Annotated in this window: 14 protein-coding genes; 6 read left to right on the top strand and 8 right to left on the bottom strand. The window is 71.8% G+C overall.

The features are described from left to right. Positions 1–91 precede the first annotated feature (91 nt). The 5 genes from Q2K20_RS16430 (at position 92) to Q2K20_RS16450 (ending at position 5361) form a co-directional block, all read left to right on the top strand. On the top strand, positions 92–796 hold the full coding sequence (locus tag Q2K20_RS16430; protein WP_317176993.1) for an ABC transporter ATP-binding protein: 705 nt from the start codon (positions 92–94) through the stop codon (positions 794–796). Positions 797–827: 31 nt separating this feature from the next. Further along, on the top strand, positions 828–1520 hold the full coding sequence (locus tag Q2K20_RS16435; protein ID WP_317176971.1) for a phosphatase PAP2 family protein: 693 nt from the start codon (positions 828–830) through the stop codon (positions 1518–1520). Positions 1521–1637: 117 nt separating this feature from the next. Next, the gene (locus Q2K20_RS16440; protein ID WP_317176972.1) at positions 1638–3029 is read left to right on the top strand and encodes an NAD(P)/FAD-dependent oxidoreductase; all 1392 of its coding nucleotides are present in this window, start codon (positions 1638–1640) and stop codon (positions 3027–3029) included. Positions 3030–3152: 123 nt separating this feature from the next. Next, positions 3153–3716 carry a dihydrofolate reductase family protein gene (locus tag Q2K20_RS16445; protein ID WP_317176973.1) on the top strand — a complete coding sequence of 188 codons (564 nt, stop codon included), beginning with the start codon at positions 3153–3155 and terminating at the stop codon, positions 3714–3716. A 220-nt stretch (positions 3717–3936) separates the two neighbouring features. Beyond that, the gene (locus Q2K20_RS16450; RefSeq protein WP_069388389.1) at positions 3937–5361 is read left to right on the top strand and encodes an MFS transporter; all 1425 of its coding nucleotides are present in this window, start codon (positions 3937–3939) and stop codon (positions 5359–5361) included. Positions 5362–5565: 204 nt separating this feature from the next. Here the strand turns inward: Q2K20_RS16450 and Q2K20_RS16455 are convergent, their stop codons facing one another. From Q2K20_RS16455 to Q2K20_RS16490, 8 genes are all read right to left on the bottom strand, one after another. Further along, the gene (locus Q2K20_RS16455) at positions 5566–6123 is read right to left on the bottom strand and encodes an HdeD family acid-resistance protein (protein WP_069388390.1); all 558 of its coding nucleotides are present in this window, start codon (positions 6121–6123) and stop codon (positions 5566–5568) included. Positions 6124–6228: 105 nt separating this feature from the next. Continuing rightward, positions 6229–6726, bottom strand: a complete 498-nt coding sequence (locus Q2K20_RS16460) for a beta-class carbonic anhydrase (RefSeq protein ID WP_069388391.1) — start codon at positions 6724–6726, stop codon at positions 6229–6231. A gap of 73 nt (positions 6727–6799) precedes the next feature. After that, entirely contained in the window at positions 6800–8014 is a 1215-nt protein-coding gene (locus tag Q2K20_RS16465) for a 12-oxophytodienoate reductase (protein ID WP_317176974.1), read from the bottom strand. Positions 8015–8176: 162 nt separating this feature from the next. Further along, complete coding sequence (locus Q2K20_RS16470; RefSeq protein ID WP_317176975.1) at positions 8177–9088, bottom strand: NAD(P)H-binding protein; 912 nt, start codon at positions 9086–9088, stop codon at positions 8177–8179. Continuing rightward, positions 9085–9342 (bottom strand): HPr family phosphocarrier protein, encoded by a 258-nt coding sequence (locus tag Q2K20_RS16475; protein WP_096906493.1) that lies wholly within the window; start codon positions 9340–9342, stop codon positions 9085–9087. The genes Q2K20_RS16470 and Q2K20_RS16475 overlap by 4 nt, the downstream gene beginning before the upstream one ends. Positions 9343–9406: 64 nt before the next feature. Beyond that, complete coding sequence (locus Q2K20_RS16480) at positions 9407–11485, bottom strand: fructose-specific PTS transporter subunit EIIC (RefSeq protein WP_317176976.1); 2079 nt, start codon at positions 11483–11485, stop codon at positions 9407–9409. 137 nt (positions 11486–11622) lie between these two features. Beyond that, on the bottom strand, positions 11623–12582 hold the full coding sequence (locus tag Q2K20_RS16485; RefSeq protein WP_317176977.1) for a 1-phosphofructokinase family hexose kinase: 960 nt from the start codon (positions 12580–12582) through the stop codon (positions 11623–11625). After that, entirely contained in the window at positions 12579–13346 is a 768-nt protein-coding gene (locus Q2K20_RS16490) for a DeoR/GlpR family DNA-binding transcription regulator (RefSeq protein ID WP_067713073.1), read from the bottom strand. The genes Q2K20_RS16485 and Q2K20_RS16490 overlap by 4 nt, the downstream gene beginning before the upstream one ends. A gap of 140 nt (positions 13347–13486) precedes the next feature. Between Q2K20_RS16490 and Q2K20_RS16495 the strand changes: the two genes are divergently transcribed. Beyond that, positions 13487–15256, top strand: a complete 1770-nt coding sequence (locus Q2K20_RS16495; protein ID WP_317176978.1) for a phosphoenolpyruvate--protein phosphotransferase — start codon at positions 13487–13489, stop codon at positions 15254–15256. Positions 15257–15301 lie beyond the last annotated feature (45 nt).

Below are 15301 nucleotides of genomic sequence, written 5' to 3' on the forward strand. Positions count from 1 at the left end.
ACCGCGACCCACCACCAGGAGAACCGCCCTGACCCGTACCGCCCTCCACGATGCCCCCGTGACCACCGCGCCCGTCCCGACCGCACTGCGGATGGAGAACGTCGTCCTGACCTTCCCCGACGGCCACGGCACGGTCACCGCCGTCGACGACGTCTCGCTCTCGATCGGGCGGGGCCGCAGCCTCGCGGTGACCGGGCCCTCGGGATCGGGGAAGTCGAGCCTGCTCGCCGTCGCCGCCACGCTCGCCCGACCGGACTCCGGGCACGTGTGGCTGGAGACCGGGGACGGGGCGGTGGACCTGGCCGCGGTGGACGCGCGCCGGGGGGCCGAGCTGCGCCGACGCGAGATCGGCATCGTGTTCCAACAGGCCAACCTCATCGAGTCACTCACTGCCCGGGAACAGCTCGAGGCCATGGTGTGGCTGGGGTCGCGGCCGTCCCGCGCCCGACGGCTCCACGCCCGCGAGCGCGCCGACGAGCTGCTCGGCGTGGTGGGCCTGGGTGATGCCGCGGACCGGTCGGTCGGGGCGCTGTCCGGCGGGCAGCGGCAGCGGGTGGCCGTGGCGCGCGCGCTGATGAGCGGGCCGTCGCTCCTGCTCGCCGACGAGCCGACGAGCGCGCTCGACTCCGCGTCCGGTCGGGTCGTCATGGACCTCCTGCTCGGTACCGCGCGTGAGCTCGACGTGGCGCTGATGCTCGTCACGCACGACGCCACGATGGCGGCTCGGTGCGACGCGCAGGTCCACCTGGTCGACGGAGCGATCACCACCGCGGCGCCCGGCAGTAGTTTTTCCTGATTTTCCCGGTCCGCGTCCCTACGCTGGGGCGATGACCATCGACGACGGCGACGCTCGGCCCTCCCCGGGGGTGTCCGGGTGGCGGGCACCGGCGGCGGGGGTCGGGTTCCTCCTGGTCCTCCTGGCGGTCTTCGCCGGGCTGGCGTTCGCCGTCTCCGACGACGAGACCGTCTCCCTGGACCGGCCGGTGATGATGTGGGTGCACGGGGCGACGACCCCCTGGCTCACGGCCGCGGCGGAGACCGCGAGTTACCTCGGTGGCCAGTTCGTGCTCGCGGCCTCCGTCGTGATCGCGCTGCTGCTGTGCTTCCTGCGCAGGTTCGGGGGCGCCTTCCTCGTGCTGGCCGCGGTGTACGGGTCGTCCAGGCTCAACGTCGCCCTCAAGCCGGCCTTCGAGCGATCGCGCCCGGATTTCTGGGAGCACCTGTCGGCGGAGAACACCTTCTCCTTCCCCAGTGGGCACGCGATGGGGTCGATGTCGCTCGCGGCGCCGCTGGTCGTCCTGACCTGGGGCAGTCGGTACCGGTGGGCCGCGCTCGCGGTGGCGGTGGTCTACGTCCTCGCGGTTGGCGCGTCCCGCGTCTACCTGGGGGTCCACTTCCCCAGCGACGTCCTCGCGGGCTGGTGTCTGACCGTCCTGTGGGTCGGGATCCTCGTGGTGATCCTGCTAGTCGTGACCCGCGTGCTCCGCCGATACGCGCCGACGCTCGCGGACTGGGTCTGACTCCGGTCCGGCACGGTTCGGCGGCTCGGGACCCCGGCCCGGTCGGGCGGTCTAGGATCGGCGGGAGTGGGCCCCGCGGGGCTCGGAACCCGGACAGTAGTGGGTCGAGGAGGCGCCATGACCATGAACTCTCATCCGGTGACGGGTGCCCAGGCCCCTGTGGATCGTCGCCACCGCGTCGTCATCATCGGGTCGGGCTTCGGGGGCCTCGCCGCCGCCCGCGCCCTCGACAAGGCGGACGTGGACGTCACCCTGGTCGCCAGGACCGGCCACCATCTCTTCCAGCCCCTGCTGTACCAGGTGGCGACCGGGATCCTGTCCGTCGGGGAGATCGCTCCCTCCACCCGGTTGGTCCTCCGCGATCAGGAGAACGCCACCGTCGCACTGGGGGAGGTGGACCGGATCGACGTGACCGCGCGGACCGTCCACGCGACCGCCGGGCACGTGGACTTCGAGCTCGAGTACGACAGTCTCGTCGTCGCCGCCGGTGCCAACCAGTCCTACTTCGGGAACGATCACTTCGAGCGCTGGGCTCCCGGCATGAAGTCCATCGACGACGCCCTGGAGCTGCGGAGCAGGATCATGGGCTGCTTCGAACAGGCCGAGGTGACCGAGGACGAGGCGGAGCGTCGTCGTCTCCTCACGTTCGTGGTGGTGGGCGCCGGCCCCACGGGCGTGGAGATGGCCGGGCAGATCGCGGAGCTGGCTCAGCGGACCCTGAAGAACAGCTTCCGCCGGATCGACCCGGGTCGGGCCCGCATCATCCTCATCGACGCCGCCCCTGCCGTCCTGCCGCCCTTCGGAGCCAGACTCGGCAACGCCGCCCGCAGGCGGCTGGAGGAACTGGGAGTGGAGATCCAGCTCAACGCCATGGTGACCGACGTGGACTACAACGGCATCGAGGTCAAGGACCCGGACGGATCACTCCGCAGGATCGACGCGACCTGCAAGATCTGGTCGGCCGGTGTCCAGGCGAGCCCTCTGGGCCGGATGCTCGCCGACCAGACCAGCGCCGAGGTGGACCGGGCGGGCCGCGTCCTGGTGAATCCCGATCTCTCGTTGCCCGGGCACCCGGAGATCTTCGTGATCGGCGACATGATCAACCTCGATAATCTGCCGGGCGTCTCCCCCGTCGCCATCCAGGGCGGCAAGTACGTCGCCAAGCAGATCGTCCGCGAGGTCGAGGGGGGACGGTCCCCGTCCGGGCGCCCGCCGTTCAAGTACTTCGACAAGGGGTCGATGGCGACGGTGTCGCGCTACAGCGCTGTGGCCAAGATCGGGCCGCTCGAGCTCCACGGCTTCGTCGCCTGGGTCCTGTGGCTGGTGGTGCACCTGGCCTTCCTCATCGGCTTCCGGAACCGCGTCATCACCCTGCTGTCCTGGGGACTGCACATCGGTGACCACCGCTCGCACCTCAACACCACCGCCCGGTGGGTCTACGCACGTCAGGCCATCGCCGAGGCGCAGGAGCGGGAGCGCCGCGACGCCGACCGAGCGGTGTCCGACTGACCCGACGCCGGTGCGGGTCCCGGACACCGAATCGCGGGAAACGCTCAGTCTGGAGCCTGCGCACGGCACTACACTGCCCTCATCACGACCGTCCACATCACGGACGAGGGCTGGAGGACGGCCATGGGCACACTGACCTACACCGCTACCGTCTCCGTCGACGGGTACGCCGCGGACGCGAGTGGCGACTTCAACTGGTCCGCCCCGAGCGGCGAGGTGTTCCGGTTCCACGTGGAACGCCTGGGGCCCGTCGTCCACGAGGTACTCGGCCGGCGGACGTACGAACTGATGGAGTACTGGCAGTCCCCACCCGAGGACGACTCGTGGAGCCCCGACGAGCACGAGTTCGCGGAGCGGTGGAAGGCGATACCGCGCACCGTGGTGTCCTCGACATTGACCGCGAACGACCTCCTGTCCGATCGTGATCGCCTGGTCCCGCGCCTCGACCTGGACACTCTGCGCCGCATCGTCGATGAGGCGCCGGGCGAGGTGGAGATCTTCGGACCCACCACGGCCGGCGCGGCGATCCGCGCGGGGCTGGTCTCGGATCTCCGGTTGTTCGTCGTCCCCAGGGTCGTGGGCGGCGGACTGCGCGCGCTGCCCCCGGACACGACGCTGGACCTGGAGCTCGCCGCCCATCGCGTCTTCGCCGGCGGGACCGCGTACTCCCACTACCGGACGCGCTGACCCGGCGCACGGCATCACCAGCACCACCCCTGCGCGCCCCGGCGGCGGGGGAAGGATTGGACACCGTGCGCAACGATCGCGAAAATCGACGGGCTGATCTGTGCCACGTGCACAGCCACCACCGGGCAGGGTGACCTACATCACCTGGCCGCCTACGCTTGTCGCGGTCGCCGGTCGGTGGTCGACAGTAGATGCGCTGTTCAGACGTCCTAGGAGGAACATGGCAACGCCGGACGGGTCCACAGGGCCCCACGGGACGGGTACCGCGGTCCCCGAGACGATCTCGGCCGAGCCGGTGCCCCGGCGCCGGATCATCCTCGCCTCGCTCATCGGGACCACGATCGAGTTCTACGACTTCTACATCTTCGCGACGGCCGCGGTGTCGGTCTTCCCGCTGCTGTTCTTCGCAGGCGGTGACTCCGGCACCGCTCTGCTGGCCTCGATGGCCACCTTCGGTACGGCGTTCATCGCGCGGCCGCTCGGGTCCATCGTCTTCGGTCACTACGGGGACCGTCTCGGCCGGAAGGTCACCCTCGTCGGCGCGCTGCTGACCATGGGTATCGCGACGTTCCTCATCGGCCTGCTGCCGACGATCCACCAGATCGGTCTCTGGGCGCCGGCGATGCTGACGATCCTGCGCTTCTTCCAGGGCATCGGCCTGGGTGGCGAGTGGTCGGGTGCGGCGCTCCTGGCCTCCGAGACGGCGCAGCCGGGCAAGCGTGCGTTCGCCGCCATGTGGCCGCAGCTCGGCGCCCCGTTCGGCTTCATCCTGGCCAACGGCATCTTCCTGCTGCTCACGATCTGGTTCTCCTACGATTCCACCGCTGCGGAACTGGGCGACCCGTTCCTGGTGTGGGGGTGGCGCCTGCCGTTCCTGTTGTCGATCGTGATGGTCGCCGTCGGCCTCTACGTCCGGCTCCGCATCGAGGAGACGCCGGTCTTCGCCCGGGCGATCGCCAACAACGAGCGGGTCAAGACCCCGGTCTCCGAGGTCTTCCGCCGCAACTGGTGGGAGATCATCCTCGGCACGTTCATCATGTTGGCCACGTATGGCCTGTTCTACCTCATGACCACATGGATCCTGTCGTTCGCGATCGGCGGCGCGGACGCCGGCGGGCTCGGATACGGGTACCGGTCGTTCCTCATCATCCAGGTGATCGCGATCGTCCTGTTCGCCGCGTTCGTCCCGGTGGCCGGCCTGCTGGCCGACAGGCTGGGCCGCCGTCGGATGCTCATCGGCGTCACCGCCGCCATCATCCTGTTCGGCCTGAGCTTCGGCTGGTGGCTCGACCCGGACGCGATGGGTACGGGCGAGAACCTTGACGTGGTGCGGATGCTGCTCTTCCTGTGCGTCGGCATGACCCTCATGGGGCTGACGTTCGGGCCGATGTCCGCGGTGCTTCCCGAGTTGTTCCCCACCCACACCCGCTACACGGGCTCGGGAGTGTCGTACAACTTCTCCGCGATCCTGGGCGCGGCGCTGACCCCGTTCGTCGCGGTGTGGCTGGTGCAGAACTACTCGGTCGCCTACGTCGGCTACTACCTGGTCGGCCTGAGCGTGCTCACCATCATCTCGCTGATCCTCGCCCCCGAGACCAGCAAGACGTCCATGTACTCGGACGAGTCGGGCATCCGGACGAACTGAGTACCCGGTCGGTCTGACCCCGCGGGGCCGACCCGACCGCGACGGCAAGACCCCGGGAAGGCACGACCCCGCGACACGAGACCCCGGGACCGATGTGGTCCCGGGGTCTCGTGTCGTCTGGATGGTTGCGGTCGCGGATGGGTGGGGGGCGACGACGAGGTTTTCACCGACGGCGCCCGGCGGGGCCGAGAGCGCGGTCGCCGCTCAGCCCCTCAGCGGGAAAGCGCGGGCCACGTTGAGGACGCCGAGGACGACGAGGGAGATCGCGAAGAGCCACCAGAGGAACCCCGCGCCCCACACCGGGGTGCTGAGCAGCGCGAACCCGGCGAGGACGGAGATGATCGCGAAGAGGATCGTCACCGCGGTGGAACCGGTCTCGCCGAGGGTGAACAGTGCGGTGAAGCCCTCGACGATCCACATGACGCCGATCATGACCGTGACGAAGAGAGCGAGGAACGCCGCCGACTCCTGGAGAGAGGCGAATGCATAGGCGCCGGCGAGGATGAACAGCACTCCGAGGAGGGCGTGGCCGATCCTGCTGCCCGTGCTCTGCCACCTGGCGACGGCCGCCACGGCGATGTAGACGACGCCGGCCGCGATCGCGTAGACGGCCAGCACCCCGGTCACGGCAACTGCCGTCTTCGCGGGCCAGAAGAGGACAGCGACGCCGAAGCCCACGGCTATGAGGCCGCCGACTAGCAGGGCGACCCGAAACGGGTTGACGGAACGAGTGGTCTCGGCTGAGTGAGTGTGTGTGGACACTGCGGGGCTCCGTGCGGGATCGCCGGGACAGTTCGGCGCGGGATGAAGGAACCTCCAACTTAGCGCGATCGCCCTTCCCCGGGAAGGGGCATCAGCAGGTCCGCGTCACGCGCGGGCGACCTCGCGCAACTCCCCGGTGCCGACGTCGTAGACGAAACCGCGGACAGCGGTGCTGTGCAGCAGGAACGGATCGGACTCGACGCGGGCGATCGACTGGCGCACGTCGGCCTCCGGCTCGGGGAACGACTCCGGCGCCCAGCGGGGCCGCAGGCCGGTGTCGGACTCGATCCGGTCCTTGAGGTCGTCGTCGCGGAAGGTGAGCATCCCGCAGTCCGTGTGGTGGATCAGGACGATCTCCTCGGTACCCAACAGACGCTGGCTGATCGTCAGCGAGCGCAGGACGTCGTCGGTGACGACCCCGCCGGCGTTGCGGATGACGTGCGCGTCGCCCTCGGTCAGGCCCAGCAGGCCGTACGGGTTGAGACGGGCGTCCATGCAGGCCACCACGGCGATCTTCCGCCCGGGCGGCATGGGCAGGTCGCCCTTGTCGAAGTCGGCCTGGTAGGCCTTGGCGGCCTCGAGCAGTTCGTCGGTGACGGTCATGGCCGAAGGCTAGTCCCGTTTCGGCGGCCCGGCCAGGGTTCGTCTGGCGCTGCCGGAAACCCGGCGCGGCAGGTCAGGCGGGGGAGCGCAGCGGCATCTCGTGCACCTCGCGCACGAACTCGGGCAGTGGCCCGGCCGTGCGCAGGACCTCGGCGATCGACGGATCCGCCAAATGCAGACGACCCACGGAGATGAGGTCGAACTGGCCGCGCTCCATGCACTCCACGACCGCATCGATGTTGTCCGCGGCGATGGCCGGCTTGCCCGACTTCTGCTCGCGCAGGGACGTCCCGATCCCCACCCCGCCCACGGCGCCGGACGGCAGGCCGGTGAGCCTGCGGGCCCATCCGGCCAGGGTCACCTCGCCGTCGTCACCTCCCAGGTCGGGGAATGCCGCGTCGCTGAACCGCCTGGTCGAGGCGTCGAGCAGATCGACCCCGGCCTCGGCGAGTGCGCCCAGGTAGACGCCCAGTTCGTCGGGAGTGGTCGCCTTGCGGACCGTGTAGTCCTGCTGGGTGTGCTGGGAGAAGCGGTAGAACAGCGGCGCGTCGGGGCCGATCGCGGCGCGGACGGCGGACACGACCGCGGCGGGGAAGCGACTGCGTGCGGCCAGGTCACCGCCCCAGTCGTCGGTGCGACGGTTGGTGTCGGCCCAGACGAACGCGTCGAGCAGGTACCCGTGGCCGCCGTGCAGCGTCACGCCGTCGAAACCGGCCTCCATCGCCAGGCGCGCGGAGCGGGCGAACGCGTCGATGACCTCGGAGATGTCGGAGTCGGTCATCGGCGGCACCTCGGGCGACCAGCGGGCGACGCTGCGCTCGGAGTACGTGGTGACACCCGGGGTTCCCCACCGGCCGGACGGGCGCATGGGGTGCATCTCCATTAGCCGGTCGCGGTGGGCCCGGTCGAAGCGGGCGTTCGCGCCCCAGAGCGGGCCGACGTGCCAGAGCTGGGCGATGATCCGGCCGCCGGCGGCGTGGACGGCGTCGGTCACCACACGCCAGGCCGATACAGATTCCGGCGTGTCGAGGCGGGGGATCCACGAATGGTCGACCGAGGTCGGGTGGTCGACGCCGATGCCCTCGGTCACCACGAGTCCCGTTCCGCCTGCGGCCCGGTCGGCGTAGTAGTCGCGATTGACCTCGTCCGGCAGGCCGTCGGGGCATCCCATGCGCGTCATGGGGGACATGACGAGGCGATTGGCCAGGTGGAGTGACCGGACCTCGAGGGGACGGAACAGGGCCTCACGGCCCGGGGCGACCGGCGGGGTGGCGATACGCGACGTCATGATGCGCGACCTCTTTGTTTCCTCGGGCGGTCGTCTCGGGCCTCGATCTCGAGACTCTCGCGGATTGACGAGTGTCAGTTGTGATCGAGGTTACCTAAGCGGGTCGTTGGATGTCGCATCGGCGGTGGCCGCCCCGGACATCACACCTGGCCGGCCGCGTCCCTAGCCGGCCGCGTCATCGAGCGCGAGCCGGATCGCCTCGTCGATCCCCGTCAGCTCCCAGTCGCCGGGGAACAACCCCGCCGAGGAACCGCCGACCACCATGTCGTGCTGCAGGCTCTCGATCAGCGCGCTGACCGTCGCACCGTCCTGATCCACCAGGGGTGCCAGTCCGGCGGCGACGAGGTCCCACGGCACCCCGGGCACGGGGAGGCGCACCGTCGGCAACCCGGCGATGCGGGAGTAGCGCGCGAGCAGTTCGGGGTAGGTCAGGGTCTCGCCGCAGCCGAGGTCGGCGTGCCCGGTGCGGGGCTCACCCGCAAGGGCATGACACACCGCCTCCACGACGTCCCGTTCGGCGACGGGCTCGACCCTCCGGTGCCGCATCCACCGGGGCACCGGCTGGACGGGGAGCAGTTCGCACAGCGTGCGCAGGACCTCGAAACTCGTCGAGCCCGCGCCCAGGATCACCCCGGCACGGAGCGTGAACACGGGCGTGGGCCCGGCGGAGACCAACGATTCCACCTCGAGCCGGGACGCCATGTGCCTGGACAGCGGCAGGCGGTCGTCCCCCGAGGGGGCCAATCCGGAGACGTAGACACACCGCTCCGTGCCGGCGGCGGCCATCGCCCGGCGCATCGCCTCCGCGCCCTCGGCGTCCTCGCGGCGGAAGTCGGCACCGCCGCCCATCCGGTGGACCAGGTAGACCACCTCGTCGACCCCGTCGAGGGCCGCCGCGAGACTCGCCGGGTCGAGGACGTCGCACCGCACCTTCTCGACCCGATCGGACCAGGGGTGCGTCGCGGCACGGCCGAGGTCCGTGACGCCGGCCCGGACGCGGTGACCGCGGTCGAGCAGGGCGGGTACCAGGCGCGAACCGAGATTCCCGCCGGATCCCACGACCAGGACGGTCATTCCGCGTCGAGATCCTGCTCGATGAGCGCGGCGATCTCGGCCACCGCGTCGGCGTCCTCTCCGCTGACGGTCACCGTGGCGCCCTTCTCGGCGCCGAGCGCCATGATGAGCATCGCGGACGCGGCGTCGGCCTCCTCGTCGTCGTAGGCGATCTCGATGTCGGTCTCGTACTTCTCGGCGGCCTCGGCGATGATCCCCGCGGGGCGGGCGTGGAGGCCCTCGGCCGATCCGACGGTGACGGTGGTGCTGGGCATGGTGACTCCTCTGTTGTATTCGGGTGGCCCGGGGGGTTCCCCCGTCATCGTGCAGGTTCGCGCCTCAGGCCGCGACCGGCTGTGCCGCCGCGGCCGGGGCCGGGGTGGGCTCGCGGCGGGTGGTTTTGGCGACCACCACGGCCGCGCACGCGACGAGGGTGCCGGCGAGGATCGCCAGGAGGTAGCCCCAGACCGGGTTGATGGCGAACACCACGAACAGCCCGCCGTGGGGCGCGTACGACTCGACCGAGAACGCCATGATGAGCGCACCGGTCACAGCACCACCGGCCATCATCGACGGGATGACGCGGAGCGGGTCGGCGGCGGCGAACGGGATCGCCCCCTCGGTGATGAAGCTGGCGCCCAGCAGGAACGCGGCGCGGCCGTTCTCCTGCTCCACCGGGCTGAACAGGCGCTTGCGCACGACGGTCGCCAGGCCCATCGCCAGTGGCGGAACCATGCCGGCGGCCATCACCGCGGCCATGATCCGCAGCGTCGCCGGGTTGTCGGCGACCAGCCCGGCCGTGGCGAACGTGTACGCCGCCTTGTTGATCGGCCCGCCCAGGTCGAAGCACATCATCAGGCCCAGGATGACGCCCAGCAGGATCACCGAGGAGCCGGTCATGCCGCCTAGCCACGACTCCATGGCGGAGGTCAGTGAGGCCAGCGGACGGCCGAGCAGCAGGAACATCAGCAGGCCGATCGCCAGCGAGCCGATGAGCGGGATGAGGACCACCGGCATGAGACCGGCGAGCCAGCGCGGCGTCTTCCAGGTGGTCATCCACCGCACGAGGTAGCCGGCGAGGATGCCGGTGACGAGCGCGCCGATGAACCCGGCGCCGAGGGTCGCCGACAGCGCGCCGCCTACGAAGCCCGGTGCGATGCCGGGACGGTCGGCCAGGCCGTAGGCGATGTAGCCCGACAGGACGGCGATCATGAAGCCCATCGCGGCCTGGCCGATCGCGAACAGCACGGCTCCCATGTAGAGCCGCAGCCCGGAGTGGGTGAGGACCTCGGCCCCGGCGGTCCCGGCGGACACGATCTCACCGTCGAGGTACCACACCTCCCCGGGCAGGTCGGTGAGTGAGAACCCGGTGGCGAGCTCCTCCCACACGAACGCCACGTCGTACCCGGCGAACAGGAACCCCAGCGCGAGCAGGAGCCCGCCGGCGGCGACGAAGGGGATCATGTACGACACACCGGTCATGACGGCGCGCTGCAGACCGCGAGCCCAGTGCTCGTCGGAGCCGGACCCGCCCGAGCCGGAGCCGCCGTCGGCGGCGCCGGAGTCCGCCGACACGCGCCGCGCCCGGGGGTCCTGGGCCGCGGCCAGCGCCTCGTCGAGGACCTGGTCGGGCGCGTCGATGGCCTTCTTGACCCCGTACTCGACGACGGGTTTGCCAGCGAACCGGCCGCGGTCGCGCACCCCGACGTCCGTGGCGAACACGACCGCGTCCGCGGCCTCGATCACCGCCGCATCGAGGGGGGTCGCCCCGGCCGAGCCCTGGGTCTCCACGTGCAGTTCGACGCCGCGCGCCTCCGCGGCCTGGGCGAGCGAGTCGGCGGCCATGTAGGTGTGGGCGATGCCGGTGGGGCAGGCGGTCACCGCGACCACCCGGGCCGGCGTCGCGCCCGATGCCGCGCCCGCTGCCGAACCGGGGGTCGAGGACGACGACGAGGTCTTCTCCTCCGGCCTGAGCACGCCCTCGATGACCGCGACCGCCTCGTCCGGCGTGGTGGCCGATCGGAGGGAGTCCACGAACTCGGCCCGCACGAGATTGCGGGCGAGCGTGGCCAGGATCTTCAGGTGGTCCTTGCCGCCGCCGGCGGGGGCGCCGATCATCAGCACGAGGTCGGCGGGGCCGTCCTTGGCGCCAAAGTCGACGGGCGGGTCGAGCCGCGCGAAGGCCAGGCTCGGCGCGGACACCGCCTCGGACTTGCAGTGCGGGATCGCTATCCCGCCCTTCATGCCGGTGGCCGCCTTGTCCTCGCGGGCGAACAGATCGCGTACGAGCGCGTCGTGATCGTCGGCCCGGCCGGCGTCGACGAGGGTCCGGGCCAGCGCCCGGATCACCTCCTGCTTGGTGCCGCCGAGGTCGGCGTCGAGCCGCACCGCGGCGGTCTCGATGATCGGCTGGTTCATTGCCGTGCTCCGTGTTCTTCCGAGGGTGCTGGTTTGAGAGGTGCTGGGTTGGGAGGGTGCTGGGTTGGGAGGGTGCTGGGTGGGAGGCCGCCGGGTGGGGGTCGCGGTCCGCGGGTGCGACGCGCTGGTGCGGCGGGTCAGTCGAGCCGCCGCACGGTGGCGCGGAACGTGGTCGGGTCGAGGCCCAGCGGCAGTCCGGTACCGGGCAGCGAGGCGGCGACACTGCCGTGGTTGACCGCCCAGACCAGCCGGTCCCGCGGCGGGAGTCCGCGGGACTCGGCCAGCAGGTAGCCCGCGAGCGCGGAGTCTCCGGCCCCGACCGTGGATCTGACCTGCACGGGTGGGGTGTTCGCGTACCACGCCTCGTCGTCGTCGACCAGGACGGCACCGGCGCCGCCCAGGGTGACCAGGGCTGCGCCCACGCCGCGGGCGCGCAACGCCCGCGCGGCGTCCACCACGGGGGTCGTGTCACCGGCGGCGGCGCGACGCTCCAGCTCGGAGCCGTCGACGCCGGCCAGCTGCCCGAGCTCCTCGCCGTTGGGTTTGACCAGGTCGGGCGCCGCGTCGGGCAGGCGTTCCGCGAGGGCGGCCAGTGGTGCGTCGGAGGTGTCGACGGCGAGGCGGGCCCCCCCGGGACGGAGCGCACCGACCAGGTCCGCATAGAAGTCGTCCGGTACGCCGCGCGGCAGGGACCCGCACAGCACCACCCACGCCGCGTCACCGGCGAGGGCGGCGACCGTGGAGCGGGCCCGGTCGATCGCGGCGCTGTCGAGCTCGGGGCCGGGGGCGTTGATCTTGGTGGTGGTTCCGGCGGGGTCTGCGAGGGTGAGGTTGATCCGCACCGCGCCGTGCGCGGGGACGACGGACGTCGCGACGCCGGCCCCGGCGCACATCGCCACGAACGGGTCGTCCGCCGGGGCCGGGAACACCGCCTCCGCCCGGACCCCTCCGCCGGCGAGGACGCGGGCGACGTTGACGCCCTTCCCGCCCGGGGAGTCGTCGACGGCCGCGATGCGGTTGACCCCGCCCACGGTGAGCTGCGCGGGCAGCTGCGCGGTCCGGTCCACCGACGGGTTCATGGTGAGCGTGACGATCATGGCAGCACGACCTCGATTCCGTAGGTGTCCAGCGCTGTAGCCAGCGGGCCCGGCGGGGGAGCGTCGGTGACCAGGACGTCGACCCGGTCCAGCGGAGCGAACGAGACCAGGAACTCGTGACCGAACTTGCTCGAGTCCGCGAGCACCACCACCCGGCGGGCCGCCCGGCACATGGCGTTCTTGACCGCCGCCTCGTCCGGGTCCTGGGTGGTGAGGCCGCGCTCGGGGTGGAGGCCGTTCGTGCCCACGAAGGCGACGTCGACCCGGATCGACTCCAGCGCCCGGAGCACCGACGGACCCACGCACGCCCCCGTGAGGCCGCGGACCGTCCCGCCGAGGACGTGGAGGTCCTCCGACGCCGCGCGGTGCAGGCCGTCGGCGATGGGGACCGAGTTCGTGATGAGGGTGAGGCCGTGGTCGGCGGGCAGCGATTCGGCCAGGCGGTCCGTGGTGGAGCCGGCATCGAGCAGGGCCGCGCCCCCCACGGCGGGGAGCAGCCGCAACGCAGCCCGGCCGATCGCGGACTTCGCGTCCACGTTCTCCGACCGCCGCGCGGCCAGGGTGCGTTCGACGCGGCCACCGGGCACCGCCGGGACCGCCCCGCCGTGGGTGCGTTCGAGGTGCCCCTCGGATTCCAGGAGCGACAGGTCTCGGCGGATCGTCTCGGCACTCACGTCGAGGCCGGCCGCGAGTTCGGCGACGGTCACCCGCCCGGAGGCGGCCAGCGCCTCCGTGATGTGTCGCCGTCGTTCGCTCCCGTACATGGGCTCCGACCTCTCCGCTGTGGTGACCGATTGTGTTGGATTCTGCCCGATACGGTTGGAAAGTCAAGCCGACTTAGTTATTCTCGTCACATAACCGATCGATGAGCCGGACGAGGGCGTCCGGTCCGCTAGGAGTTCCCATGACGCAGCAGTCGAAGTCCGGGACGGTCATCCGCGGCACCGGCGTGGTCGCCGGACTGGCCTACGGGCCCGCCCGGTGGGTCGTCAGGCAGGATGTCCTCGACCCGGGGGCCGCGGGCGCGGCGGTCGACCCGGGGGCCGCGGGCGCGGCGGGAACCGGGACGGCGACGGGAGCCGAGGCAGCGGGTGCGCCGGACGAGGCGCAGGTCGAGAAGGGCCGCGAACGCTTCGTCGCAGCGGCCCGGACCGTGGCCGACCGACTGGATCAACGGGCCGCCCTCGCCACCGGCGTCAGTGCAGAGGTCCTGTCCGCCAACGCCGTCCTCGCCCGGGACCGTGGCTGGGCCAAGGCGGTGGTCAAGGAACTGAAGAAGGGCGTGGCGGTCGAGGCCGCGGCGGTGGCGGCCACGGAGACCTTCGCCGCGATGTTCGCGCGTGTCGGCGGTCGGCAGGCCGAACGCATCACCGACCTCCGCGACATCTGTGCGCGCGTCGTGGCCGAGCTGCGCGGCCTGCCCGAACCGGGCGTCCCCGACTTCGACGCGCCGGGCGTGCTCATGGCCGACGACCTCGCCCCGGCGGACACCGCCGGGCTCGACCCGGCCATGGTGCTGGCGATCGTCTGCGAGCACGGCGGGCCCACCTCACACACGGCGATCATCGCGCGGCAGCTCGGCATCCCGTGCATGGTCGCCGCCGGGGGACTCGCCGCGATCGCCGACGGCGCCGACGTGCTGGTGGACGCCGCCGCGGGCACGGTCACCGTCGATCCCGAGGAGGGCCCGGCCCGAGCGGCGGCCGAGGCGGACCGCCGCACCCGGGCCGCCGCCGCCGACTGGAGCGGCCCCGCCGTGCTGGCCGACGGGCACGCCGTGCGCCTGCTGGCCAACGTCCAGGACGGCGAGGGGGCCGAGAATGCGGCGTCGGGCCCGGCCGGCGGGATCGGCCTGTTCCGTACCGAGCTGGCGTTCCTCGACCGGGCCGCCGAACCGACCCACGACGAGCAGGTCGACCTCTACGCCCGGGTGCTCGGCGCATTCCCGGACGGCCGGGTCGTCACAAGGACCCTCGATGCGGGCTCGGACAAACCGCTGGCGTTCGCGGGCATGACCGAGGAGGACAACCCCGCTCTGGGCGTCCGCGGCATCCGCGTGGACCTCATCGACCCCGGGCTGCTGGACCGGCAACTCGACGCCCTCGCCGCGGCCGGCAGCCGGGTGGGCGGGGCGCAGTCCTCACCGTGGGTCATGGCCCCCATGGTCGCCACCGTCGACGAGGCCCGCGACTTCGCCGACCGGTGCCGTCGGCGCGGCCTGACGCCCGGGATCATGGTCGAGGTGCCGTCGGTCGCGGTGGCCGTCGACAGGTTCCTCCCGCACGTGGACTTCCTGTCGATCGGGACCAACGACCTCACGCAGTACGTCATGGCCGCCGACCGGATGTCGTCCGACCTGGCCGCCCTCACCGACCCCTGGCAACCCGCCGTGCTCCGGCTCATCCGGGCGGTGGCCGAGGCCGCGGAGCGGTCGCCGGACGGCCGCACGATCCCGGTCGGGGTGTGCGGCGAGGCGGCGGCGGACCCCAACCTGGCGTGCGTCCTACTGGGGCTCGGAGTCAGCTCGCTCTCGGTGGCCACCGCCGCACTGCCGTTCGTCGGAGCAGCCCTGGCCGGGGTGACACTCGCACAGTGCCGGGAGCTCGCGGCCCTGGCGCTGGACAGCGACACGGCCCTCGACGCCAGGGACGCGGTGCTGGCGGCCCGGGGCTGAGCAGGAGCGCGAGCGGCTGACCGGCCAGTTCGGCGCGGCCAGGGC

It is taken from the genome of Dietzia sp. IN118, from assembly GCF_032905965.1.
GTDB classification, from domain to species: Bacteria; Actinomycetota; Actinomycetes; order Mycobacteriales; family Mycobacteriaceae; genus Dietzia; species Dietzia kunjamensis.